General features: G+C 70.5%; 20 protein-coding genes. 9 read left to right on the top strand and 11 right to left on the bottom strand.

What is annotated here, in order from left to right:
• Positions 1 to 78: 78 nt before the first annotated feature.
• From kdpC to ACZ3TI_RS05840, 6 genes are all read right to left on the bottom strand, one after another.
• A complete protein-coding gene (gene kdpC, locus ACZ3TI_RS05865) occupies positions 79 to 696 on the bottom strand; it encodes a K(+)-transporting ATPase subunit C (RefSeq protein WP_465723792.1) in 618 nt (205 codons plus the stop codon).
• A gap of 13 nt (positions 697 to 709) precedes the next feature.
• The gene (kdpB, locus tag ACZ3TI_RS05860; protein ID WP_465723790.1) at positions 710 to 2,803 is read right to left on the bottom strand and encodes a potassium-transporting ATPase subunit KdpB; all 2,094 of its coding nucleotides are present in this window, start codon (positions 2,801 to 2,803) and stop codon (positions 710 to 712) included.
• Positions 2,803 to 4,464 (bottom strand): potassium-transporting ATPase subunit KdpA, encoded by a 1,662-nt coding sequence (gene kdpA, locus ACZ3TI_RS05855; RefSeq protein WP_465723788.1) that lies wholly within the window; start codon positions 4,462 to 4,464, stop codon positions 2,803 to 2,805. Before kdpA ends, kdpB begins: the two co-directional genes overlap by 1 nt.
• Before the next feature lie 2 nt (positions 4,465 to 4,466).
• Entirely contained in the window at positions 4,467 to 4,556 is a 90-nt protein-coding gene (gene kdpF, locus ACZ3TI_RS05850) for a K(+)-transporting ATPase subunit F (protein ID WP_097237446.1), read from the bottom strand.
• A 320-nt stretch (positions 4,557 to 4,876) separates the two neighbouring features.
• Positions 4,877 to 6,013 (bottom strand): universal stress protein, encoded by a 1,137-nt coding sequence (locus ACZ3TI_RS05845; protein ID WP_465723786.1) that lies wholly within the window; start codon positions 6,011 to 6,013, stop codon positions 4,877 to 4,879.
• A 121-nt stretch (positions 6,014 to 6,134) separates the two neighbouring features.
• A complete protein-coding gene (locus tag ACZ3TI_RS05840) occupies positions 6,135 to 6,611 on the bottom strand; it encodes an STAS domain-containing protein (RefSeq protein ID WP_465723784.1) in 477 nt (158 codons plus the stop codon).
• A 292-nt stretch (positions 6,612 to 6,903) separates the two neighbouring features.
• On the opposite strand from ACZ3TI_RS05840, the gene ACZ3TI_RS05835 reads away from it, so the two are divergent.
• The 5 genes from ACZ3TI_RS05835 to ACZ3TI_RS05815 all read left to right on the top strand — a co-directional run bounded on the left by ACZ3TI_RS05835 (position 6,904) and on the right by ACZ3TI_RS05815 (position 11,027).
• A complete protein-coding gene (locus ACZ3TI_RS05835) occupies positions 6,904 to 8,187 on the top strand; it encodes a cation:proton antiporter (protein WP_465723782.1) in 1,284 nt (427 codons plus the stop codon).
• On the top strand, positions 8,174 to 8,641 hold the full coding sequence (locus ACZ3TI_RS05830) for a CBS domain-containing protein (RefSeq protein WP_465723780.1): 468 nt from the start codon (positions 8,174 to 8,176) through the stop codon (positions 8,639 to 8,641). Before ACZ3TI_RS05835 ends, ACZ3TI_RS05830 begins: the two co-directional genes overlap by 14 nt.
• On the top strand, positions 8,638 to 9,936 hold the full coding sequence (locus tag ACZ3TI_RS05825) for an ArsB/NhaD family transporter (RefSeq protein WP_465723778.1): 1,299 nt from the start codon (positions 8,638 to 8,640) through the stop codon (positions 9,934 to 9,936). Before ACZ3TI_RS05830 ends, ACZ3TI_RS05825 begins: the two co-directional genes overlap by 4 nt.
• 101 nt (positions 9,937 to 10,037) lie before the next feature.
• On the top strand, positions 10,038 to 10,463 hold the full coding sequence (locus ACZ3TI_RS05820; RefSeq protein WP_465723776.1) for a hypothetical protein: 426 nt from the start codon (positions 10,038 to 10,040) through the stop codon (positions 10,461 to 10,463).
• 3 nt (positions 10,464 to 10,466) lie between these two features.
• Entirely contained in the window at positions 10,467 to 11,027 is a 561-nt protein-coding gene (locus tag ACZ3TI_RS05815) for a DUF4352 domain-containing protein (protein ID WP_465723775.1), read from the top strand.
• A 302-nt stretch (positions 11,028 to 11,329) separates the two neighbouring features.
• Here the strand turns inward: ACZ3TI_RS05815 and ACZ3TI_RS05810 are convergent, their stop codons facing one another.
• Positions 11,330 to 11,770, bottom strand: a complete 441-nt coding sequence (locus tag ACZ3TI_RS05810) for a universal stress protein (protein ID WP_465723773.1) — start codon at positions 11,768 to 11,770, stop codon at positions 11,330 to 11,332.
• Positions 11,771 to 12,142: 372 nt separating this feature from the next.
• On the opposite strand from ACZ3TI_RS05810, the gene ACZ3TI_RS05805 reads away from it, so the two are divergent.
• Positions 12,143 to 13,540 (top strand): amino acid permease, encoded by a 1,398-nt coding sequence (locus ACZ3TI_RS05805; RefSeq protein WP_465723771.1) that lies wholly within the window; start codon positions 12,143 to 12,145, stop codon positions 13,538 to 13,540.
• A 315-nt stretch (positions 13,541 to 13,855) separates the two neighbouring features.
• Here ACZ3TI_RS05805 and ACZ3TI_RS05800 read toward each other — a convergent pair whose 3' ends face one another.
• Positions 13,856 to 14,140: a YciI family protein gene (locus tag ACZ3TI_RS05800; protein ID WP_465723769.1), complete on the bottom strand. Its 285-nt coding sequence runs from the start codon at positions 14,138 to 14,140 to the stop codon at positions 13,856 to 13,858.
• A gap of 8 nt (positions 14,141 to 14,148) precedes the next feature.
• Positions 14,149 to 14,715, bottom strand: coding sequence for a TetR/AcrR family transcriptional regulator (locus ACZ3TI_RS05795; RefSeq protein WP_465723767.1), 567 nt, complete (start codon positions 14,713 to 14,715; stop codon positions 14,149 to 14,151).
• A gap of 379 nt (positions 14,716 to 15,094) precedes the next feature.
• Between ACZ3TI_RS05795 and ACZ3TI_RS05790 the strand changes: the two genes are divergently transcribed.
• Both ACZ3TI_RS05790 and ACZ3TI_RS05785 read left to right on the top strand, forming a co-directional pair.
• A complete protein-coding gene (locus tag ACZ3TI_RS05790) occupies positions 15,095 to 15,949 on the top strand; it encodes a hypothetical protein (protein WP_465723765.1) in 855 nt (284 codons plus the stop codon).
• An 82-nt stretch (positions 15,950 to 16,031) separates the two neighbouring features.
• Complete coding sequence (locus ACZ3TI_RS05785) at positions 16,032 to 16,289, top strand: hypothetical protein (protein WP_465723763.1); 258 nt, start codon at positions 16,032 to 16,034, stop codon at positions 16,287 to 16,289.
• Between the two features lie 46 nt (positions 16,290 to 16,335).
• Here the strand turns inward: ACZ3TI_RS05785 and mobF are convergent, their stop codons facing one another.
• Positions 16,336 to 21,357: a MobF family relaxase gene (mobF, locus tag ACZ3TI_RS05780; protein ID WP_465723761.1), complete on the bottom strand. Its 5,022-nt coding sequence runs from the start codon at positions 21,355 to 21,357 to the stop codon at positions 16,336 to 16,338.
• A gap of 314 nt (positions 21,358 to 21,671) precedes the next feature.
• Between mobF and ACZ3TI_RS05775 the strand changes: the two genes are divergently transcribed.
• Complete coding sequence (locus tag ACZ3TI_RS05775) at positions 21,672 to 22,133, top strand: hypothetical protein (RefSeq protein WP_465723759.1); 462 nt, start codon at positions 21,672 to 21,674, stop codon at positions 22,131 to 22,133.
• Between the two features lie 102 nt (positions 22,134 to 22,235).
• On the opposite strand, the gene ACZ3TI_RS05770 is transcribed toward ACZ3TI_RS05775, so the two are convergent.
• The gene (locus ACZ3TI_RS05770; RefSeq protein ID WP_465723758.1) at positions 22,236 to 23,231 is read right to left on the bottom strand and encodes a hypothetical protein; all 996 of its coding nucleotides are present in this window, start codon (positions 23,229 to 23,231) and stop codon (positions 22,236 to 22,238) included.
• Positions 23,232 to 23,387 lie beyond the last annotated feature (156 nt).

The raw sequence follows: 23,387 nt of genomic DNA, 5'->3' as shown, positions 1-23,387 counted from the left end.
ACCTGGGCAAACGGCCGGACCGATCCGGCGCGTGCGGCGCGCCGGATCGGTCCGGGTCTCAGTCGGTGTCCCGTGTCATCACTTCTGCTCGGCCACGGCCTTGTTGAGGAGGACGACGTTGACGCCGTCCTGGCCGAGGAAGCCGAGCGAGCGACCCTCGGTGTACGTGTCGACCAACTTGGCGACCGTGTCGACCGGCAGGTTGCGCTCCTTGGCGACCCTGGCGATCTGTTCCTTGGCGTAGGCCACCGAGATGTGCGGGTCCAGGCCGGAGGCGGAGGAGGTGACCGCGTCCGCCGGGACGCTCGCCGCATCGACGCCGTCGAAGGCGGCGATCTGCGCGCGGCGGTCCTGGATGGCCTTGGTCAGCTTCTCGTCGTTGGGGCCGAGGTTGGTGGCGCCCGAGGACTTCGGGTCGTAGTTGCCGGCGGAGAAGCGCGGCTGGAACCACTTCGGGTCCGGCACCGCCTCCTCGTTCGGGTCGTCCGGGTTCTTCTTCGGCAGGTTGAAGTTCTGGCCGAGCAGGCTGGAGCCGATCTCCTTGCCGTCCGCCTTGACGATCGAGCCGTTGGCCTTGTCGCTGAACACGGCCTGGCTGATGCCGGTGATCAGCAGCGGGTAGGCGATGCCGCACAGGACGGTCATCACCAGCAGCGCCCGCAGCGCGGTGAGGTGGGTGCGCACGATGGTGGGCATGATTCTCGTTCTCTCAGCTCAGGCCGGGGATGAACTGCACGATCAGGTCGATCACCTTGATGCCGACGAACGGCACCACCAGACCGCCGACGCCGTAGACGCCGATGTTGCGGGCCAGCAGCGAAGAAGCGTCCGAGGGGCGGTACTTCACGCCGCGCAGGGCGAGCGGGATGAGGCCGATGATGACCAGGGCGTTGAAGATGATCGCCGAGGTGATCGCGGACTGCGGGCTGTGCAGGCCCATGATGTTGAGGTGGCTCAGGCCCGGGTACACGCCGGCGAACATCGCGGGGATGATCGCGAAGTACTTGGCCACGTCGTTGGAGATCGAGAACGTGGTCAGCGCGCCGCGGGTGATGAGCAGCTGCTTGCCGATCTCGACGATCTCGATCAGCTTGGTCGGGTTGGAGTCGAGGTCGACCATGTTGCCGGCCTCCTTGGCCGCCATGGTCCCGGTGTTCATCGCGACGCCGACGTCGGCCTGGGCGAGCGCGGGGGCGTCGTTGGTGCCGTCGCCGGTCATCGCGACCAGCTTGCCGCCCTCCTGCTCCTTCTTGATCAGGGCCATCTTGTCCTCGGGCGTGGCCTCGGCGAGGAAGTCGTCCACGCCCGCCTCCTCCGCGATCGCCTTGGCGGTCAGCGGGTTGTCGCCGGTGATCATGATGGTCTTGATGCCCATCCGGCGCAGCTCGTCGAACCGCTCCCGCATGCCCTCCTTGACCACGTCCTTGAGGTAGATCACCCCGAGGACGCGAGGAGCCTGGTCACCGGACTTCGCGGCGACCACCAGCGGGGTACCGCCGGCGGCGGAGATGCCGTCCACCAGCTGCGCCACGTCCGGTCCGACCGTGCCGCCGTTCTCGGTGACCCAGTTGGCGACCGAGCCGGCCGCACCCTTGCGGACCTGGTTACCGTCCACGTCCACGCCCGACATGCGGGTCTGGGCGGTGAACGGGACCCAGGTGGCGTGTGCCAGCTCGCCCTGGGCGCGGGCCCGCAGGCCGTACTCGGTCTTGGCGAGGACCACGATCGAGCGGCCTTCGGGAGTCTCGTCGGCGAGCGAGGACAGCTGCGCGGCGTCGGCGAGCTCGCCGATCTCGATGCCTTCGGCGGGCAGGAACTCGGCGGCCTGGCGGTTGCCCAGGGTGATGGTGCCGGTCTTGTCGAGCAGCAGGGTGTTGACGTCACCGGCGGCCTCGACGGCCCGCCCGGACATCGCCAGCACGTTGCGCTGCACCAGCCGGTCCATGCCGGCGATGCCGATCGCGGACAGCAGCGCGCCGATGGTGGTCGGGATCAGCGCCACGATCAGCGCGACCAGGACGACCATCGACTGCGGGGCGCCCGCGAAGGTGGCCATCGGCTGGAGCGTGACCACCGCGACCAGGAAGACGATGGTCAGCGAGGCCAGCAGGATGTTGAGCGCGATCTCGTTCGGCGTCTTCTGCCGGGCGGCGCCCTCGACCAGGGCGATCATCCGGTCGATGAACGACTTGCCGGGCTCCGAGGCGATCTTCACCACGATCCGGTCGGACAGCACCTTCGTACCGCCGGTGACGGCACTGCGGTCACCACCGGACTCGCGGATCACCGGCGCGGACTCACCCGTGATCGCCGACTCGTCCACGGACGCGACGCCCTCGACGACGTCGCCGTCGCCCGGGATGATCTGCCCGGCCTCGACCACCACGTGGTCGCCGAGCCGGAGCGCGGTGCCGGGCACCTCCTCCTCGTCCTGGCTCTTGGGCCAGTCCAGCAGGCGGCGGGCGACGCTCTCGGTCTTGGTCTTGCGCAGGGTGTCGGCCTGGGCCTTGCCGCGGCCCTCGGCGACGGCCTCCGCCAGGTTGGCGAAGATCGTGGTCAGCCAGAGCCACACGGTGATCGACCAGGCGAACACGGACGGGTCGGCGATCGCGGAGACGGTGGTGACCACCGAGCCGACCTCGACCACGAACATGACCGGGTTCTTGACCATCACCCGGGGATCGAGCTTCTTCACCGCGTCCGGCAGCGAGGAGACGATCAGCTTCGGGTCCAGCAGGCCGGCGGAGACTCTGTGCGGGGCGTGGCTGTGGTCCACGGGCGCGGGGTTGTGGGTGGTGGACATCAGTGGAGACCTTCTGCGAGCGGCCCGAGAGCCAGGGCCGGGAAGTAGGTGAGGCCGACGACGATCAGCACGACACCGGAGAGCAGCCCGACGAACAGCGGCTTGTGGGTGGGCAGGGTGCCCGGGGTGGCGGGGACCGGCTGCTGCTGCGCGAGCGAGCCGGCCAGCGCCAGAACGAACACCATCGGCAGGAAGCGGCCGAGCACCATGCACAGACCCAGCGCGGTGTCGTACCACGGCGTGTTCACCGTGATGCCCGCGAACGCCGAACCGTTGTTGTTGCTCGCGGAGGTGAACGCGTACAGCACCTCGGAGAAGCCGTGCGCACCGCTGTTGAGCATCCCGGCCCGCTCGCCCGGCAGGGCCATCGCCACACCGGTGCCGACCAGCACCAGGATCGGCGTGGTCAGGATGTAGAGGGAGGCGAACTTCATCTCCCGGCCGCCGAGCTTCTTGCCCAGGTACTCCGGGGTGCGCCCGACCATCAGGCCCGCCACGAACACGGCCACGATCGCCAGGATCAGCATGCCGTACAGGCCCGAACCGGTGCCGCCGGGCGCGATCTCGCCGAGCATCATGTTGAAGATCGCGAGGCCGCCGCCGAAGGGCGTGTACGAGTCGTGGAAGGAGTCCACCGCACCGGTCGAGGTCAGCGTCGTGGAGGCGGCGAACAGCGAGCTGGCGGCGATGCCGAAGCGCTGTTCCTTGCCCTCCATCGCGCCGCCAGCGGCCTGCAGGGCGGTGCCGTGGTGCTGCGATTCGGCGAGGGTCATGAGGGCGACCGAGGCGACCCAGAACAGGCTCATCACGGCGACGATCGCGTAGCCCTGGCGGTTGTCGCCCACCATCTTGCCGAACGTGCGGGGAAGGGCGAACGGGATCACGAGCAGCAGGAAGATCTCCAGCCAGTTGGTGAAGCCGTTGGGGTTCTCGAACGGGTGGGAGGAGTTGGCGTTGAAGAAGCCGCCGCCGTTGGTGCCGAGCTCCTTGATGACCTCCTGGGAGGCCACCGGGCCGCCCGGGATCGCCTGCGGGTCGCCGGCCAGCGTCGCGACCTCGTGGAAGCCGTGGAAGTTCTGCACCACGCCGTTGGCGACCAGGACGAGGGCGAACACGATCGAGATCGGCAGCAGCAGGCGCAGCACGATGCGGGTCAGGTCCACCCAGAAGTTGCCGACGCGGTCCGTCCTGTTCCGCATGAAGCCCCGGATCAGCGCGGCCATGACCGCGATGCCCACGGCGGCGGAGACGAAGTTCTGCACCGTCAGGCCCGTCATCTGGACCAGGTGGCCGAGGGCGGATTCACCGGAGTAGGACTGCCAGTTGGTGTTCGTGGTGAAGGAGATCGCCGTGTTCCACGCCTGGTGGGCCTCCATCTCGGGCATGCCCAGGCTCAGCAGCAGGTGCGTCTGGAGGCGGATCAGGCCGTACAGGAAGAGCACGGAGATCGCCGAGAAGGCAAGCACCGAGCGCAGGTACACCGGCCAGCGCTGGTCGGCGTCACCGTCCACGCCGATCAGCTTGTAGACGCCGCGCTCGGCTCTCAGGTGCTTGGCGGAGGTGAGGAGGTGGGCGATGTAGTCGCCGAGGGGGCGGTAGCACAGGGCCAGCGCGCCGACGAGGGCGAGGGCCTGGAGCCAGCCCGCGAGGGTGGAGCTCATGATCAGAACTTCTCCGGGTAGATCAGCGCGACGACGAGGTAGCCGACGAGCGCGACGGCCACGATCAGACCTGCGATGTTCTCGGCGCTCACAGCTTCTCGACCCCCTTCGCGATCAGGGCGATGACGGCGAACACGGCAACCGTGAGACCGACGAACACGAGATCGAGCATGGGTTCCACCAGATGGGAGGTGTGGGGGACGCCGCGGGGCACTCCCGGAGGCGTGTGCGGCACCGGCGGACGAACCGGCAGACGGCAGCAAACCACCCGTATGGACCGCGTCATCGTTTCCTGACGCCTTCCATACGGGTGGTGCGGAACTTTGATGCGGCTTTGACGGCCGCGTCATGCGAGCGAGACCAACGGGTGGCCGAAACGTGTCGAGCGCCACCGGGCCCGGGGCCGCCCGGCTCACGCGGTGGTGCCCGTGCTGGTGTGGTGGCGGCGGTGCGGATGCCGTCTGCGGGCGGCTTCGGAGTGGGTAACGACGTAGACGTCGATGTCGTCGCCGGAGCCCTCGATGATCGCCTCGCCGGTGCCGCGGGTGAACAGGCGCTTGAGGCGGCTGCGGCGGGTGGCGCCGATGACGATCTGAGTGGCATTGACCTGCCGGGCGAAGGCGAGGACGGCTTCGGCGAGGTCGTCACCGGCCAGGGTGTGCCAGCTGCCCCCGAGGCTCTCCACCAGGGCACGCTGACGGGCCAGCAGTTTCGGCGAGGCGCCGGCCAGGCCGTCGTCGCGGGCGACGTGGACGGCCAGGAACTCGCCGCCCGCCCCGCGGGAGGCGGTGCGCTTGGCACGGCGGATCAGGGTCTCGCCTTCCGAGCCGCCGGACAGCGCGACCACCACCCGCTCGCGGGTGGACCACGGCTGCTGGATGCCGTGGTCGTGGCGGTAGCGCAGCAGCGCCTCCTCCACCCGGTCGGCCGCCCACAGCAGGGCGATCTCGCGCAGCGCGGTCAGGTTGCCGGCGCGGAAGAAGTTCGCCAGCGCCGTCTCGATCTTCTCAGGCGGGTAGATGTTGCCGTGTGCCATCCGCCTGCGTAGGGCCTCGGCGGACATGTCGACCAGTTCGATCTGGTCGGCTCGGCGCACCACGTCGTCCGGGACGGTCTCGCGCTGCCTGATCCCGGTGATCTGCTCGACCACGTCGTTGAGGGACTCCAGGTGCTGGATGTTGACCGTGGAGATGACGTCGATGCCGGCTTCCAGCAGCTCCCCGACGTCCTGCCACCGCTTCTCGTTGCGGCAGCCCGGGACGTTGGTGTGCGCAAGTTCGTCGACCAGCGCCATCTGGGGACGGCGCGCCAGCACGGCGTCCACGTCCATCTCGGTGAAGGTGCGGCCCCGGTAGGTCATGGTCCGGCGCGGCACGGTCGCCAGGCCCTCGGCCATCTGCCGGGTCAACGCTCGGCCGTAGTCCTCGACGAAGGCGATGACCACGTCGGTGCCCCGCTCGGCGCGGCGATGACCCTCGCTGAGCATGTCGTAGGTCTTACCGACCCCGGGCGCCGCCCCGAGGTAGACCCGAAGCCTCCCGCGCGGCACGCCGGCCTCCCTTCCACGGCGCCCTGTCGGCGGCAGGGGCTGCACCTCCATGGTCATCCCCCGCGCCGTTGGGCGGCGCGGCCCCAGCCGAAAGCGGAGAACCGGCGCGGCTGCTCGCTCCTCATCGCAGGCCCGGACGGTAGGCCACGAGCCGGTCCAGACCGAGCTGGTGGAGGGTGTCACGGGCCTGGGCGTTCGCACCTCGTACAACGACCGGCACACCGGCGGTGTGAGCTGCGCGCACCCCAGCGAGAAGGGCCGCAGCGCCGTCACGGCTCAGCCGGGTCACACGGGTCATGTCGATGTCGACGGTGGCCCGTCCCCGTTCGAGGGCAGCAGCCATGCGCCGTGCGGCTCGCCCCGCGCTGCGGGATCCGACCTCGCCGTGGAGCTTGACCGTGACGGTGCCGGCCAGACGGCGGCGCAGCAGACGCAGAGGGTGGCGCATGTCGCGAGCGGCGGTGCGCAGGATGAGGGGGCTCGCGAGCACCAGGGCCAGGTTGGTCCACGACTGCCTGGTCAAGGCGGTGGTCAGCCACGCGGCGAGAGCTGCGGTGCCGGCCAGGGCGAGGGCGGCGAGCGCGCGTGTCGCTCTCATCCGCACAGGCCCGAGCACGAGTGCTGGTGGCTCTGGTGCACAAGTGGCTCCTGCGGGCGCGTCGGATCATCGCGCCGACCAGGCTTCCCGGCTCACCAGGGCGTGATGCTAGCCGCCGACACCGATCCGGACACGCGAGCACGCCGGTGATTCCTCCACCGCGCTAGTTAAAGGACTATCAGGGAAGCGTAAAACTCGTATAAAGTCGCGGACGGAGTGCCGGGAAGCCTGGTCGGCGAACAAGGGGACAGCTGTCTCTCTTGTGACATCGCTGATCCGGGGGTGACCTTTCGTGGTGCTCGTTGCCGTGTTCGGGGCCGCGCTGCTCGTCGCGGTCCTGCTGTCGGGCCTGGCGGCCCGCTCCGTTCTCTCCACATCGCTGCTGTTCCTGGCTGCCGGTGCGCTGGTCAGCGACGGCGTTCTGGGCCTGATCCACGTCACTCCCGACAGTGCGATCGTGGCGACGACGGCGGACCTCGCGCTGTTCACGGTGCTGTTCACCGATGGCATGCACGTCTCGTTCCCCTCGCTGCGCTCGGCGTGGCGCAACCCGGCCCGGGCGCTCGGTCTCGGGATGCCGCTGGCGTTCGTCGGCATGGCGCTGGTGACGCACTTCCTGGTCGGGCTGGACTGGACGACCTCGTTCCTGGTCGGAGCGGTGCTGGCGCCGACCGACCCGGTGTTCGCCTCGGCGATCGTCGGCCGCAAGGAGGTTCCGGCCCGCCTGCGGCAGTTGCTGAACGTCGAGTCCGGGCTGAACGACGGCCTGGCCCTGCCGGTGGTCCTGGTTCTGATCGCCGCCGCCGGCCCGACCTCGCCACACTTCGAGGCGTCACTGCCCACCATCGCCCTGGAACTCGTCGGCGGCCTGGTCCTGGGCGCCGTCCTCCCGGTGGTGATCAGCGCCCTGGTCCGGGTGCCGGTCCTGGGAGCGGAGGCGAAGCTGCAGCCACTGCTGCCGCTGGCCACCGGCGTCCTGCTCTACGCCACGTGCCACCTCACCGGCGCCAACCCCTACCTCGCGGCGTTCTCCGCCGGCGCCGTCCTCGCCTCCGTTTCGCCAGAGTCGAAGGCCGCATTCGAGCCGCTCGGCGAGGCACTGGCGGAGCTGAGCAAGTTCGCCGCCCTCCTGGTCTTCGGCGCCCTGCTCACCCCCAGCCTCTTCGGGGACCTGTCGATCGGCGGCTACCTGGCCGTGGCCTTGGCGATCCTGCTCATCCGGCCCGCGTCACTGCTCATCTCGCTGATCCGCTCGCGCATCGACCGGCGCGAACAACTGGTCGCCGCCTGGTTCGGCCCCAAGGGCTTCGCCTCCGTCGTCTACGGGCTGCTCGTCCTGCAGGCCGGCATCCCCCAAGGCGAACAGGCTTACACCCTGATCGCGGTGTGCATCGCCGTCTCCATCGCCGTGCACTCCAGCACCGACGTGCCCATCGCCCGGCTGTTCGACGTCGACGAGCCCGACCTGACGCCCGTCGCAGACGATGAAGACGCGGCACCGGCGCCAGCCGCGCCGATCCCCGCACAGGCCGGCGTCGACACCCTCGCCCAGGAGCATCCCGATGCGCGCACGTGATCTCGCCGAGCCGTACCCCACGGTCGGCCTGGACGCCCAGGCCCTGGACGCCGCCCGCCTGCTGGCCGAACACCGCCTGCCCGGTGTCCTGGTCGTCGACGCGGCCGGCGCTCCGCGCGCCCTGCTGCCCGCCTCCCAACTGGTCAAGCTGCTCGTGCCCGGCTACGTGCTGGAGGACCCGACCCTGGCCGCGGTGATCGACGAAGCCCACGCCGACCGGCTCTGCGAGGCACTGGCTGGGCTGCGGGTGCGCCAGTGCCTGCCCAAGGACGCCCCCGCGCCGGCGGTCGCCGACGCGGACGACACCGCCGTGGAGATCGCCGCCCTCATGGCCCGCACCCGCAGCCCGCTGGTCGCCGTCCTCGAACACGCCGCTGCCGGCAACGGCCGCAGCCCGCTCCTGGGCGTGATCACCGCCTCCCACCTGCTCCACCGACTCCTGGGAAACCCGTGAACAACTGGCAAGCCTGGGCGTCGCTCGCCGTCTTCGCCGCCGCCTACGTCCTGATCATCACCGAGTGGGTCCACCGCGTCGCCGCCGCCCTCGGCGGCGCCGGCGCCATGCTCGCGATCCGGGCCACCAACGACGAATCGGCGTTCTTCTCCACCGACTCCGGCATCGACTGGAACGTCATCTTCCTGCTCGCCGGCATGATGATGATCGTCGGCGTGCTCCGCCGCACCGGCGTGTTCGAATACCTGGCGATCTGGTCGGTCAAACGCGCCCGCGCCAAGCCGTTCCGCGTCATGGCCATGCTCATGGTGATCACCGCGCTCGCCTCCGCGCTGCTGGACAACGTCACCACCGTGCTCCTGGTCGCCCCGGTCACCCTGCTGGTGTGCGACCGGCTGGCATTGAAGGCCGCGCCGTTCCTGATCGCCGAGGTGTTCGCCTCCAACATCGGCGGCATAGCGACCCTGGTCGGCGACCCGCCGAACATCATCGTCGCCAGCCGCGCCGGCCTCACGTTCAACGACTTCCTCGTCCACCTGGCCCCGCTCGCGCTCGTGCTCACCGCCGTCCTCGTCGGGATGTGCCGCATCCTCTTCCGCCGGTTCTTCGTCTACGACGAGGACCGGGCGGCCGAGGTGATGGCGCTCAATGAGCGCGAGGCCATCCGCGACCCGAAGCTCCTCGTCCAGGGCCTGGTCGTTCTCACCCTGGTGATCGCCGGGTTCGTTCTCCACCCGGTCGTCCACTACGCGCCCTCGGTGGTCGCCCTTCTCGGGGCCGGCCTGCTCGTCGCCGTCTCCAGAGTCGAGACCAAGGACGTCCTCGCCGAGGTCGAATGGCCGACCCTCGCCTTCTTCGCCGGCCTGTTCATCATGGTCGGCGCCCTCATCGAGACCGGCGTCATCGGCGAGGTCTCCCGCGCACTGGCCGACGCCACCGGCGGCGCGCCGCTCGGCGCGACGATGCTCCTGGTGTGGGCCTCCGGCCTGCTGTCCGCGATCGTCGACAACATCCCCTACGTCGCCACCATGGCCCCCATCACCGCCGACCTCGTCCACACAGTCGGCGACACCCACGGCCACGTCCTGTGGTGGGCACTCGCCCTCGGCGCCGACCTCGGCGGCAACGCCACCGCCATCGGCGCCTCCGCCAACGTCGTCGTGCTCGGCATCGCCGAACGCAACCGCCAGCCCATCAGCTTCTGGACCTTCACCCGCTACGGCATCCCCGTCACCCTCGTGACGATCGCCATCTCCACCCTCTACCTGTGGCTGCGCTACTTCGCCCTCGCGTGAGCGCGACTGCGCAGCCCGCCGGCATCCGTTCCGCGGACACGACACGCCAGGAACCCCCAGTACGGCCCGCATCGCCGAGGAGAAGCATGCGCTCACGCCGGATGTACGCCCTGCTCGGCGCCGCCAACGCGGTTCTGTTCGTCATCGCGGCCGCAGCAGGGACGACCGCCGACCAACACCGGGTCGCCTGGCTGTCGAACGCCTGCGCCTACGCGGCCGGCCTGCCGCTGGGCATCGCCGTGGTCATGTCCGGCCGGGCAGTGCTGCCGAACGGCCGCCTTCGCCGGGCGATGTTCCGCATCCCACCGCCATGTCCTCTGCCACTGAACCTTGACTGCGCGGGTCACGACCCGTTGGAGGCCGATGCACCGACCCCAGTAGGGGGCCCGCGCAGCCCCGGTTCCACCAGAGATGGTCACGGCCAGGAGCCCCGGGTCGCCGTCGAGGAGACCGGATGGGCGCGGTTGTGCTGCGGGCGGCTTTGCTGGCGCCAAGGATCGAGGGACCGGATCGATACCGTTCGTTAGGAAGTGACGACGTTGAACAAGTCGGTCGTTCGAACCGCCGTGGCCGCGGCTGGTCTTTCGCTGGTGGCACTCTCCGGTTGTACCTCTACCCACACGACAACTAGTCCAGCGAGCTCGGTGTCCACTCCCAGCACCAGCGCTGCGGCTAGTGCCATGGGGCCACAGACGTACAAGATCGGGACATCGGTTCAGATCAAGAACGACCAGGGGCAGTACACGGAGACAGTGAGCCAGGCTCACTACACCACTCAAAGCGGGAACAGCGTCGTCACAGCCCAGCATGGCGGCTGGCTGGTCGCAACGGCGGACATCACCGTGACGTCTGGCAAGACATCATTCAACCCGCTGTACTTCACACTCATCGCTCCCGACGGTTCTCGGTGGGACGCAGACGCGACGGCGGGCGGCTACGCGCCCGCCTTGGCATCCGGTGAGCTCAACGCCGGCGACAAGACTCATGGCTACATTGCCTTCGACTCTCCGAGGACAGCATCAGAGCCAGGCGCCAAGATCGCGGCGACAGCCCCTCTCGGGGATGTGATCGCCTCCTGGTCGCTTTCCTAGGACAGTGTCGGACGGTCCTCGCGGAGGTTCTCCCCGCAGGCTGGCCGCCGCTGGCCGCTCGTCCGGGCGCAGCCCGTGGCCTGCCCATGTCGACCAGCACCTCGACCGGCCTCCGAAGCCACTTCCAACGGTTCGCTGACCTGCGCAGTCAAGGGTCAGTGGCAGAGGACGCCAGAACACGAGAACAGGCCCGGCTGACTTCGGCCAGCCGGGTTCCCGGGAGCGGGCGACCGAAGCCGGCATCTGCCAGTCACTGCGGCCGCAGGTCTGCTCGCCTTCGCCGCCGAGTGTCGACCGCCGGTTCAGGAGTCATCACGGACGATGACGACCGGGCAGGCCGCGTGCTGGGCGCAGGCATGGCTGACCGATCCGAGACGAAGCCCCGCGAACCCGCCATGTCCTCGGTGGCCGACGACGAGCAGATCGGCACCGCGCGACCTCTCCACCAGCACCTCCGCCGGATTGCCGGTCAACGCGCCCTGCCGCACCTCCACCGCCGGGGCCGCACCGGCCACCTCGGCAACCGCTGCCGCAAGGCTCTTCTGCGCCGCCTCGGCGTGCCCGGAGTCCTGGCCGTGCACCGCCCACTCGTACATCGAGGCAGGCCGCCAGCACGCCACCGCCTCCACCACCGCACCGGTGCTCGCCGCCTGCCCGAGCGCCCACCGAAGCGCCCGCTTCGACGACGGCGAACCGTCGACTCCGACGACGATCCGGCGCCGCGGCACAGCATCCTGGTCCATCGCGCACTCCCGTCCGCCACACGCCGACGCCCGACACGCGGGGCGCCACCAACGCGCAACCCTGACCCCCGCGCCTCCCCCTCCCGTCAGTCTGCCCCGCCCCGGCCCCGGTGGCAGGAAACGCCCTCCCACCCCGTCCGGCGCACGAACAGAAACAGCCGCGGGGAGCCGACGCCGAGGGCCCAGAAATCGACCTACCGGCGAAGCCGGACGTCCGAACGGCCCGGCTGTCCGACGTCCGCCTTGGCGGAATCTTGACGACACCTTGATGCCGTCCTTGCAGAATCTTGTCGTACCGTTAGCGGCTGGTGTGCCGGGAAGTCTGGTCGGCGATGACGTTGTCCTTCTCTCTTCCCGAAAGGGCCTGTTGCCATGGCCGCGCCCACTGGAACCCCCGTCTCCGCAGCCGCACCGCCGGACCTGGTCCGCCGCGGGCCGCGCCGCTCGGTGCTCTTCTTCGCCTTCGCCTTCGCGGTGATCGCCGACCCGGTCTCCTCCGTCGCCTACGCGATCGAGGCCGCCCTGCGGGCCCTGAACGGCGACCTCGCGCTGCTGCTGCCCACCATGGGCCTGGTGATCGGCCTCGTGGTCCTGGTCACCGCGAACTACTGGCAGTTGGTGCGGCGCTTCCCCAAGGGCGGCGGCGCCGCAGCCGCCGCCGGACGGGCGTTCGGTCCGCGCTGGACCTTCCTGCCGATCGGCGCGCTCGTCGTCGACTTCGTGCTGACCATCGGCATCTCGATCGCAGCCGCCGCCAGCGCGGTGATCGCACTGTTCCCCGGCCTGGCGCCCATACGCATCCCGCTGGCTCTCGTGCTGCTCGTGATCGTGGCGGGCCTGACCTGGTTCGGCCACGGCGGCAGGCTCCTGTTCGCCGCGATGACCGTGCTGTTCGTGCTGGCCGCCGTCGCCGTCATCGTCCTCGGCTTCGCCGCGCCGCACACCGCGGGCGCCGCCGCCACCCACGCTGATCCGGGCCACTCGGCCGCGCTCGCGGTGGTCATGGCCTTCCCCGTGGCGATGGCGCTGGCCACCGGCATCGAAGCCCCCTCGACCGCGATCGCCCAGCTCGGCCAGCTCGACGACACCCACCGGCGCCGCTTCGGCCGCGGCACCCTCGCCCTGCTGCTCGTCATCGTCGGCGGCCTCACCCTCGCGCTGACCGCCCTCGCCGTGAAACTGCACGTCGGCCTGCCCGGCGCCGACTCCACCCAGATCGCCGACATCGCCCATGCCGCCGCCGGCCCCGGCTGGCTCTACGACGCGTTCCAGCTCACCAGCTCCCTGCTCCTGCTCGCCGCCGCCAGCTCCTCCTTCCAAGCCGGCCCCGGCCTGCTCAAGGCCCTCGCCGGGACGGCGGAGAACCCCGGCGTCCTGCCCCCAGTCCTCGGCCGCACCAACAAGCACCACACCCCGTACTGGTCCGTCGTGGTCTACCTGGCCGCCGCCGCCGTGATCATCCTCGCCGCCGCCGGCCAGGAGCAGGAACTCGTGCTCTTCTACGCTGTGGCTGTCTTCGTCAGCTTCCTCGTCGGCCTCCTCGCCATGGCCCGCTTCGCCCGCACCGAGCGCAAGCCGTGGCTCGCCACCGTCAACGCCCTCGCCGCCGCAGCCGTCGCCTTCACCCTGCTGGTCAACTTGCTGCGCGGTTGGCCCGTGCTCTCCCTCGTCGCCACCCTTCTCATCGGCTGCGGCCTCTACGTCCGTTGGGTACGGGCGGGCCGCCCGAGCGGCATCGAGGACATCGAGGTCCAAGCCGAAGCGGACTGAACGTCGCCTCGGCGTGTTCGACGGACCAGCGCCCGCAGCGGGGCCGCGCTGGCTGCGGAGGGCGGTCGTGGAGGAGGCCGCCTGGCGGCCGAGGGCGTCGGCGAAGATCTCACTGCCGCACGGCGCTGCGCTCGCTGCCGGCCGGGGCCGGTAGCCCCGATGGGCCCTGGCCACGAGTCGCCTCGGTCTGCCGGAGGGCTGCCGGTCGTCAGGGCCGGCGAATGCCCTCACGCCCGTACGCGCCAATCTTCCAGCGGCTGGTCCCGGGCTGGCCGCCGCCAGTGATCGGCGCTCTGCCCAGACGCCTCGGCGCGGTCACAGTAGGAAGCTCAGCCGCTCGTCCGCCACCCCGGGCGCGATCTCGATGATCTCCGCCGTGACGACGTCGTGGGCGACGAACGGGTCCTCCTCGACGCGCTTCTGCAGTTCCTCGGGCGAGGTGTTGTGGGCGAGGACCGCGCCGCCGAGTCCCGGCTGGATGCTGCCGACCAGGAGAAAGACCCCGTCATCCAGGCCGCGCTGGATCCACTCCTGGTGGTCGGCCATGTGCTGGCCAGCGGCGGCCTTGTTGTCGGAGAACCGGAGCAGGACGACGAACATGGGATCTCTCATTTCTCGTAGGTGCGCAGCCACTCGCGCATTCGATCAACTTCGCGCTGGATGAACGCCTCGTCGTGGAAGGCGTTGGCCATGACGGCAACGCCCTGGCTGAAGGCGAGCACGTGCATCGCGAGCGCGTCAGCCTGCTCCGCCTGTCCGAGCAGGGCGAACTGCTCCCGGAGCCAGGTGCGGAACAGGGTGAACAGGCGGGCGGCCTGGCCGAGCATGGCGTGCTCCAGCTTGGCCAGCTCCGTGGTCAGGGTGCCGACCGGGCAGCCGTAGTCCTGGATGTCGGCGCGGTTGGCCAGCACGATCTCGACATAGCGCATGATGCGGCCGGCCGGGGTGGATGCCTCGGCGTCCCACTGCTCCAGCATCCGCCGGGTGTCGGCCAGGCGGGCGTCGATCACCGCGTCCAGGATCGCGTCCTTGGACTTGAAGTGGTAGTAGAAGTTGCCCCGCGACAGGCCAACGGCTCCCGCGATGTCCGCGAACGAGGTGTGCTCGTAGCCGCGGTGGTAGAACAGCCGGTCGGCCGCCGCCACGATCTGATCCCGGGTCGCCACAGCAGGCATACTGATCCGCTTCCGTCGTAGGACGACTGACCTAGGGCCCTCAACCTAGGACAGTCGTCCTAGATCGTCAACCCGTTGGCAGCCCCACCGCGGCCGACCTAGCGTGACGGCGGCCTTTCGGCCCCCCAGCACCTTGTTCCGCGGCCGGCGAAGTACAACGGTGCCAGCACGCCGGCGTGGCGAATTGCTGACCGAAGCGGGCACCCCTACCCTCGTGTTGGGCCCGGAGGTGGTCCACGGCTGGCCGTTCGCCCGGACGAATTGTGCTAGGGAGCCGGCGGGTGGGATGCCCAACCTCCTCGCGATTCGCCGTGCCCTCAGACGACATCACCGTCTCACTTCGCGGCGCAGTCCGGGCTGTCGCCAGCGAGGATCTTCAATGCCGCATGTCAACGACCGTGCGCGCCTCAAGCAGTACATGGCCCTCATGTCCGTGCCCCAGCACGTGCTGCGGGCGGCCACGGTCAACGGACGGATCGAGCTGGATACCAAAGATGTCGGCCAGGAGAGGTTCCAGGCCCTGCTCTGGGACCTGCTGTTCAGCTCCGGTCGCTCTCACCCGTGGGACCACCGCGGCGGAAGGTCCTTCCGCGAGCTCGCCGGGTACTACGAGTGGATCATGCCCACGCCGCACCAGCTGACGATCCAGGCGAGCGTGGCTCCACGGGTAGCGCACTACCTGCTGCCGCAGACCGTGACCTACGCTGACGGCTCACATGTGCACTTCGGCATCCCGGGCCTGCGGGTCGAACGTGTCTCTGCTCGCGCCGTCCACTTGCTTCACCTGCCCACGCAGGGCCGTCTTGAACTGCGCGAATCCCACCCTGGCACCGTGCGTTCGATGCACTCGCGCCTGCGGTGGGAAACCGGCTCCGACGAGACCCCGGAGAACCTCACGTTCTGGCGCACCTCGGGTCTCACGGATGCAGAGGAGAGTGCTTCCGCCCACTGGGCCCCCACTCCGTGTACGCCGTTGCGCAGTCGGCTGATGGTACGCGCGAGCACCTGGTGGAGGCACTGGCCCCACACTGCCGAGATCGTTCCCGCGCGCCGGAGCAACACCAGCCGTTGCCTGACATGGCGAAAGGGGCCGTCCTGCGCGGAGGTGGGGGATCTCCTGGTCAACAGCGCCATCCGAATCGCCGACGCCGTCCACGTCTCCGACCCTGACGGGCTCAATGTCAGTGTCCTCAGGCTCGGGCCGGCCGCCATCGAGCTGGCGCGGTCCAGTTAGCGGGCCGCCGAGCCGCGTTCGGCAGCCCCACTCGGAGGGTTCTCAGCGTGCGCTCTCCAGGCGCTGCGAGCACCGTCGAGGTATGGGTGTACTGGTGCTGCTGGAGGTTCTTGAGGGGTTCGACCCGGATGAAGCGGACCCCGTCTTCATCCGGTCGGTCCACGCCGCCGCGAGCGATCCTGAGGTGCCGGAGGACCCGCTGCCGACGACGCTCTGTGGCATCCGTAGCGACCCGTTGGTGCACACCCACTACCGGGCCGGTTACGGGGAGCCCTGGTATCCAGCAGAGTTCGAGGACCGGCGATGCCGTGAGTGCGAGAGGGCGCTTCGGCGGCTCTGACCTCGGCGCCGGGCCAGGGAGCTTCGGCCTCGAACGGTCATGATCGTCAGCGGATGCGCGGACCGTGCTGGTCCTGACGAGCTTGCGGCGGCTGCTGGATCTGCTGCTGCGGAGCGGCGTGGCGCTGGGCCGGGGCCTGCACCTGGCGCTGTTCAACGGGCTCAGGCCGGCGGCCAGGCGCATGCCTGGCGGTGCGGGTGGGCAGTCCCCCGCGCTTCTGGAGCTGGTCGCGGTGGGCCTGGCGCTCGGCCTGGCGGCCGGCTCGGCGGCGCTCGGCGAGGGTCGGCTGGTGCTGGTCCTCCGCCTGCGGCTGCTCGGGCTGGACGGCCTCCGCGGTGAGCTGGCGGCGCTCAGCGAGCAGGGTGGTGACCTGCTCGGCGACGTTCTGCTGGGTGAGGGCGGCGTCGTCCAGGCGCGGGAGGCTGGCGAGCCAGCTGGCGCCGGTGCGGGTGGCGACGGTGCGCAGGATTTCGGCCTGGTCTGCCTCGGGCAGGGCGCGGTAGACGTCGGCGGCGAGCTGGTGGCGGGCCTGCTGGTCGGTGGTCGCCGTGGTGGTCTCCGCGGGTGCCGGTGCGGCGGCGATGCGTCGGGCGGCGATCACAGCGGCGGTGGCCTGCCAGTAGGCGTCGTGGCCCGTGCGTCCTTCTTCGATGTAGGGGCCAGCGGGCTGGGCGGCGTTGTCGTCGGTGATCTTGTACTGGTCGCGGTAGGCGGCGACAAGGGCGAGCTGCTGCTGCCACTGGGCGCGCTGGGTGGGGTCCTGCGGGGCTTCGCCGAGAGTCCGGCTCCACTCCGGGCGGTTCTCCACGGTGCGGTCGGCGAGCACCGAAAGCCGGTTCGCGATCAGGGCGGTGCTCTCAGTGAGGTAGTCGTGGTGGCGCGGGTTGGCCGCGGTGGAGCGCGGCACGGCGCTGATCCAGGCCGGGAGGTCGGCCCGGCCGGAAGCGGTGCGGGTGTGGGCGAGGGCCTGCTGCTGGGCGTACTGGAGCAGGTCGGGCAGGGCAGTGCGGCCGGTTACCTGGGAGAGGGCGGTCTCCGCGGGGATGCCGGTGTTCTCGATGGCCTTGAGGGTCCAGGCGAGGGTGCGCCACAGCTCGGCTTCGGCGCGGTCGCTCTGCTCGCCCGCAGGCGCGGGGGCCTGCGCGGCAAGGGAACGCCCGATGCGCCAGGCCAGGACCTGGCTGAGGCTGTCGGCGCCGGTGAGCGGGCGGCTCTCGGCGACCTGGCGCAGCAGGGTGGCGGGTTCGTGGCCGGCGGTCTCGGCGCGGCGCAGGGCTGCGGTGAGGGCGGGCCAGGTGTTCTCGCCCAGGGCGCGGGTGGCGTGCTCGTCGCCGAGGATGGTGGCGGCGAGGGCCTGGTGGCGGAGGGCCTCGGGGGCCTGCTGGTGGTGCTCGGGGATGCCGTCTGCGGCCAGGGTGGTGCGGGCGGCGCGGGTCAGGGCGGTGACCGGGTCGCTCGCGCCGATGGTGTGGGTGGCGGCGGTGGTGAGCAGGGTGGTGGTGTCGCGGCCGGTGCGCTCGGCGGCGGCGAGGGCGCCGGCGAGGCGGGGCCACTGCGGGTGGACGGTGACCTTGTCGGTGGCCGTGTTGAGCGCGGTGGCGGCGGTGGCGGCGTAGCGGTTGAGGGTGTCGGCGGAGACGTGCGGGTGCGCGTCGGGGGCCTGGGCGGCGGCGGGCGCGATGCGCAGGGCGGTCGGTTCGGCGGTCGCGGCCTCGGGGTCGAAGCGGCGGGCGGGCAGGCCGGTGTGCGCCGTGACCAGGGCGGCGTAGCGGGTGGTGTCGGCGGTGGTCGGGGCGTTGAGGTGGGCCGGGGCCGGGCGGTCTTCGGTGATGGTGTTCAGGCGCCAGGCGAGGGCCTGGGCCGGGGAGTCGGCGGTGGTCAGTTCGCCGCGCCAGGTGGCGGCGGCGAGCAGGCGCTCGGGTTGCCAGCCGGCGGCTTCGGCGGTGCGCAGGGCGCGGGTGACGGCGGTCATCGCGTCGTCGGTGGTGATCTGCTCGGCGAGGGCGGGGCCGAGGAGGCGGTGGATGAGCTGGTGGTAGTGGGGGGTGGTCAGGGTCTCGACGGCGTGCTGGTGGCGGGGGGCCAGGGTGGCCAGGGAGACGGCGTCCTCCTGGGCATTGCGGATCGTCTCGGTGGCGGAGAGCTGGGCGCCCTCGCGGCTCAGAACGCGCTCCAGCACTTCGCGGGCGGCGAAGGAGTCGGGGTCGTTCTTCGGCTGGTCGAGCTGCTCGTCGGTGTCGAACGGGAGGAGTTCGTGGGTGGCGGTGTAGAGGGTGGTCGTGTGGCGGGCACGGGTGAGCTGGACGTACAGCTCCTCGCGGGTGGTGTCGTCGGTGACCAGGGGGTGGGCGGTATCGACGGTGCCGCCCTGGGAACGGGTGATGGTGGAGGCGTAGAGCAGCTGGACGTTGGCGGCGACGTACTCGGCGGGCAAGGTGAGGCTTCCGCGGTGCTCCATGTGGCGGACCTTGAGGGAGCCGTCCTCGTGGCGCTTGAGGATCTCCCAGGCGTCGCCGTTCTTGAGGAAGTCGCGGCCCCGGTTGGTGGTGAGCTTGCGGTCGTTCTTGCGGGTGACGATCCAGTCGCCGCGTCCCGCACGGTTGCCGTCGTGCAGCAGGACGCCGTCCGCCTCGACCTGGCCGGCGGCCACGCGGTCCTCGCGGGCGCGGGCGGACAGGGCGGTGACGTCGGTGCCGACGCGGGCGCTGATCAGGGTGGTGCGGCCCGCGAGCATGTCGGTCTTCCAGCCTTCGTAGGCGGCTTCGACCATCGCGGTGCGCGAGCCGCTGACCACCCGCTGGTTGGTGAAGTAGAAGTCCAGCCCGGCCGTGTCACCGGTGCGGATCTTAAGGGTGGCGGCGGCTTCGGCCTTGTCGCTGAACCGGTGGAGGGTGGTGAGCTCGACGGCGCCGGCTTCGGCGGCGATCAGCCGCAGCGCGCCGCCCGCTTCGACGCTGCTGAGCTGGCGGTAGTCGCCGAGCAGGCGCACGGTCGCGCCGCGCTGAGCAGCGATCTTGACGAGGCGGTCCAAGTTGAGGGTGCCCGCCATACCTGCCTCGTCCACCAGGACGACGTCGCCCGGGTTCAGGACGAAGCCCGCCCGGCTCTTGGGCACCTTCTGGCCCCTGAGCAGCTCGCCCATGTACTTGCCGCCGGTGTACTCCCAGAGGAACTTGTGGAGGTTCTCGGCGGGCTGCTTGAGGTCCTTGGCGAGGACGGCGGCGGAGGCTGCGGAGGTGGCGAGCGGGACGACGCGCTGGCCGGCCTGGTTGGCGACGTGGACGTACGCCTGCATCGCGGTGGTCTTGCCGGAGCCGGCCGGGCCGAGGCCGAGGGAGACCAGCCGGGGGTCCGTGACGAACGCGGTGACGAGGGCGCGCTGGCCCTTGTCGAGTGCTCGGTTGCGGGCCTCGAAGCCGTCCAGGGCGGCGCCGACGAAGGCCGGGTTCGGGCCCTCGGTGACGGGGGTGAGCGCGGCGGTGACCAGACGGCGCTCGGCGTCCAGGATGGCGGTGCTGGTGTAGCGGGTGGAGGCGTGCTGGACGAACACGGAGTCGCCGTTGGCCCGGCGCAGTTCCTCGGGCTCGGTGAGCAGGGCGGGGGCGTCGATGCAGACGCTGCGCGTCGGGGAGATGGCCTCGGTGACGATCGCCTCGACCAGTTGCCGGTGCTCGGCGGTGCTGGTGGTGGGGTGCTCGGAGCGGGCCAGGCGCTCGGCGTGGGCGCGCAGGTTCCACACCGTCCACACCGCGCGCTCCTCACCGACAGCGGAGATCACGGCGGCGGCGAGAGTGGGGATCTCGATGGGCTTCGGCTCCTCCTGGGCGGGGGCCGGGGTGCTTTGAGGCGCGGGAACGGCCGCCATCACGCGCTGGACGATGTCCTGGCCGTGGGCGGTGGTGACGGTGTGGGTCCAGTCGGCGCGCATCTCTTCGAGGGAGCGGGCGGCCTTCTTGCCCTCGCGGGTGTCCAGGTTCGCCTGGCGGGCGAGCTGGTGGGTCATGCCGCGGGAGGGGTCGTGGCCGTGGTCGCGGCGGTACTCGCGAAGGAGCTGCTCGTAGCGAGCTTCGATCTCGGTCCGGCGGGAGGAGAAGTGGGTGATCACCTCGGTCGGCACTCCGACGATCTCGCGCACCGGCTGGCGCTTGGTGGCGGAGTCCTCCCGGGCCTCGAAGGTGACGCCGAGCCGGGCGGTCAGCTCGGTCTCGAACCGCGAGTTGTAGAACTCGGAGGTGGCCACGGTCATCGCCAGCAGGCCGCGGGCGTCGAGCGAACGCCACTTCCCGTCGACGCCCTGGATCTTGTTGGCGACGACAAGGTGCGTGTGCAAGTTGGGGTCGCCGGCCCGGCTGTCGTAATGGTCGAAGGCGACGGCGACCAGGCCCTTGGTGTCGATCTGGGCCTGGCCGGTGCTGCCGGTGCGGGTGTAGGCGGCGTGCTCCTCCAGCAGCTCCAGCGCGGCGTCGCGGGCGGCCTCGTGGGCAGCGCGGACGGCAGCGCGAATCTCGGGGCGCTCGTCCAGCGCCCACAGGACCGCGGCGGACTTAACCGGGGCAAAGACCAGGTCGAACCCGGCGACGGCGGCGCGCTGACGACGGGACTCCTCGTGCTGGACCTTCTTGATCTCGGCACTCGTGGGCGCCCGCCGGGCTTCCTTCTCGATGACGGCCAGGCGCCGCTCGACGCGCTCGGCGAAGGGGTCCAGCGGCTCGTACTCGGGGTACTTGCGGCCGAGGGTCGCGGCCTTAATCGCTGCGGCGCGAACGGCCTGGAGCTGGTCGTCGTCCATGTCGGCGCGCACGTTGGCGGCCAGGTGCTCGTCGATGATGCGCTGCGCGTCGGGGTGCTGGCCGAGGCCGAACAGGTGCTTCATCTGCTGCTCGGTGACGGTGGTCCCGTCGAGTTCGAGCAGGGGGGCGCCGCGGCCGAGCCAGACGCCCGCCGGGTTGCCCTTCTGGGTGTAGTACTCCTCGGCGGACTGACCCCGCTGACGCTGTACGTCGCCGCCCGCGACCTGGCGCGTCAGGTAGGTGTAGCCGTTGCCGGCGGTGAGCTTGTGGATGGTCATCAACGCGACCACCCCCAGCTTTCCGGAACCTGGATGAGGGTAAGTGCGACGGCTATTCGAGCCGCCGATTCACCCGCCTCATCAAATGCCATGCGAGTACTTTAGCCCCGCGCAGCGGACCATGCTCAGAATATCTGCAAGAGGTGTCTGGATGGCTTAGCCTGAGGGACATATGTCCAGCTCAGAGGCTCCGTGAGGCTGGCTTCATGGCGCTCACTTCGGTTTTTCTATCGAGAACTCTCGATGTTTATCAACGTTTATCGAGAGGGAATCCATGGGGTTTTCCACCCGGGTTTCGCAGCTATGGTGTCGGCATGAGCGGACGAATTTCGGCGTCGCGGGCCAGTGCGGTTCGAGCGGCGCAGCAGGCGAAGGCGGAGCGGGACGCGAAGCGTCTCCAGCGCGAGCGGCAGGTGGAGTCGGCCTTGGTCGACTACTACGAGCAGACGGGGAAGGCGGAGCAGTTGCGGGCGAGCGCGAGCGCGCGGGCGGCGAAGGTCCTGGCGGACGCGGAGGCGGCTGCGGTGGAGCCGGAGCGGCGGGCTCGGGAAGCGGTAATGGCGCTCCATGATCTGGGTGAGCCGCGTGATCAGATCGCGGAGCTGACGGGGCTGGCGCTGACGGAAGTCCGGGCGATCCTTGCGGGCGCGGCCGGCTCGGCGGCGCCGCGTGACGGTGGGCGCGGGGCGGGCTCGGCGGCTGCGGTGGTGGCGGGACCGGTGAGCGCGGCGGCTGGCTCCGGCGCCGCCGGGGTCGGTGAAGCGGTGCCGGGGTGAGCGGATGGTCCGGGCGCTGGTGGGCGGCGCCTGGAGTGAGGAACGACGACGGCTCTGCCGACCGTGTGGTCGGCAGAGCCGTCGTCGTGTTTGGGGTCGGGGCTACTTGCGCCAGAAGGTGTCGAACTCCTTGGGGGCGTAGCGCGTGCCGTCCTCGGTTTCGATCGGGGTCGGGCGGAGGGGGTCGTTGGTCTCCCGGGCGCGCTTGAGCCGCCGGCTGACCGCGCTGAGGGTGACGCCGTAGTGGGCGGCCAGCTCGGTCGCCGAGCGGAGGGGTCCGGCCAGCCAGGCCCGGTGTTCGACGGTGCCTTCGGGGTCGTAGCCGAATTCGAGCAGCACGGCCGCCTGCTCGGGGGTCGGCTTTCCCTTCGCGGGGAGGTAGCCGAGTTCGACGAGGACCGCGGTCTGTTCCGGGGAGAGGGGGCCCGTCTCGGGCAGGTATCCGAGTCGCCAGAGCACCGGCAGCAGGGCGGCGGCGGGCCACACTCGTGAGCGGCCGACCTTGCCGCTGCTGAGACCGGCGATCTCGGGGCGGCGGACCAAGGTCTTGACGGCTTCTTTGCCCCGGCCGGTGAGCTGTTCGATGGCGGTGGTGGTGAGCACGTCCGATGCCGGCGCGGTGGTCGGCTTCTTCGCCGGTGCCGGAGTTTCGATCGGGCCGCGGGGGCCAGTGCGGTGGTGGCGTCGGCTGAGCCAGGTCTTGACGTCGCCCCAGTTGTACGTGCCGAGGGCGTCGGCCTCCGGGAACGGGTTGTTGCTGTCCTTGTACTTCGCGGGCAGCGGGCTGATCGAGCCGCGACCGACGCCGGTCCGGGTCGCGATGTCGGTGATGGTGACCCGGTCGCTGTCCGCCCCGGGCAGCTCGGTGACATCGATGCGGGCGGCCTGGTGGTCGCGCATCCATTTGACGCAGGCGTCGCGCGCGAACCGCTGCTCCCCCGCGTTCTCTGGCACGGAGCCCGCCGGCCACTGCGGGTCCTTGGTGAGGCGGCGGACGGTGAACTCGGACAGGCCGGTCGCGCTGGCGATGTCGGCGACGCTGAGGCTGTCGGACGGAGCGGCGGCCAACCGCTCGGCAAGCGTCACGGCGGGGGCCATCGGCTGGGTCTCCTTCGGGTGGGGCCGGCGGGAGTGTCGGCCTCCCCGCTCCGGCATGGACTAATCTACCTGCGCGAGGTAGCGGTCTTTCGGGATCGGTCTTCGTGGGAGGGGGCCAGACAGCTTGCCCAGCCGATCCGAGAGGTCGGCACGGCT

The sequence above is a fragment of the Kitasatospora sp. NPDC023120 genome (genome assembly GCF_055560835.1).
Note: the sequence above shows the minus strand (reverse complement) of the source record. Positions and strands in the feature narration are given on the sequence as shown.

Coding starts and splice junctions, on each gene's coding strand:
- mobF (WP_465723761.1), bottom strand. CDS start 21,357: ATGACCATCCACAAGCTCACCGCCGGCAACGGCTACACCTACCTGACG.
- ACZ3TI_RS05795 (WP_465723767.1), bottom strand. CDS start 14,715: ATGCCTGCTGTGGCGACCCGGGATCAGATCGTGGCGGCGGCCGACCGG.
- ACZ3TI_RS05820 (WP_465723776.1), top strand. CDS start 10,038: ATGTACGCCCTGCTCGGCGCCGCCAACGCGGTTCTGTTCGTCATCGCG.
- ACZ3TI_RS05770 (WP_465723758.1), bottom strand. CDS start 23,231: ATGGCCCCCGCCGTGACGCTTGCCGAGCGGTTGGCCGCCGCTCCGTCC.
- ACZ3TI_RS05830 (WP_465723780.1), top strand. CDS start 8,174: ATGCGCGCACGTGATCTCGCCGAGCCGTACCCCACGGTCGGCCTGGAC.
- ACZ3TI_RS05785 (WP_465723763.1), top strand. CDS start 16,032: ATGGGTGTACTGGTGCTGCTGGAGGTTCTTGAGGGGTTCGACCCGGAT.
- ACZ3TI_RS05805 (WP_465723771.1), top strand. CDS start 12,143: ATGGCCGCGCCCACTGGAACCCCCGTCTCCGCAGCCGCACCGCCGGAC.
- kdpB (WP_465723790.1), bottom strand. CDS start 2,803: ATGTCCACCACCCACAACCCCGCGCCCGTGGACCACAGCCACGCCCCG.
- kdpA (WP_465723788.1), bottom strand. CDS start 4,464: ATGAGCTCCACCCTCGCGGGCTGGCTCCAGGCCCTCGCCCTCGTCGGC.
- ACZ3TI_RS05810 (WP_465723773.1), bottom strand. CDS start 11,770: ATGGACCAGGATGCTGTGCCGCGGCGCCGGATCGTCGTCGGAGTCGAC.
- ACZ3TI_RS05800 (WP_465723769.1), bottom strand. CDS start 14,140: ATGTTCGTCGTCCTGCTCCGGTTCTCCGACAACAAGGCCGCCGCTGGC.
- ACZ3TI_RS05790 (WP_465723765.1), top strand. CDS start 15,095: ATGCCGCATGTCAACGACCGTGCGCGCCTCAAGCAGTACATGGCCCTC.
- kdpC (WP_465723792.1), bottom strand. CDS start 696: ATGCCCACCATCGTGCGCACCCACCTCACCGCGCTGCGGGCGCTGCTG.
- ACZ3TI_RS05840 (WP_465723784.1), bottom strand. CDS start 6,611: ATGAGAGCGACACGCGCGCTCGCCGCCCTCGCCCTGGCCGGCACCGCA.
- ACZ3TI_RS05775 (WP_465723759.1), top strand. CDS start 21,672: ATGAGCGGACGAATTTCGGCGTCGCGGGCCAGTGCGGTTCGAGCGGCG.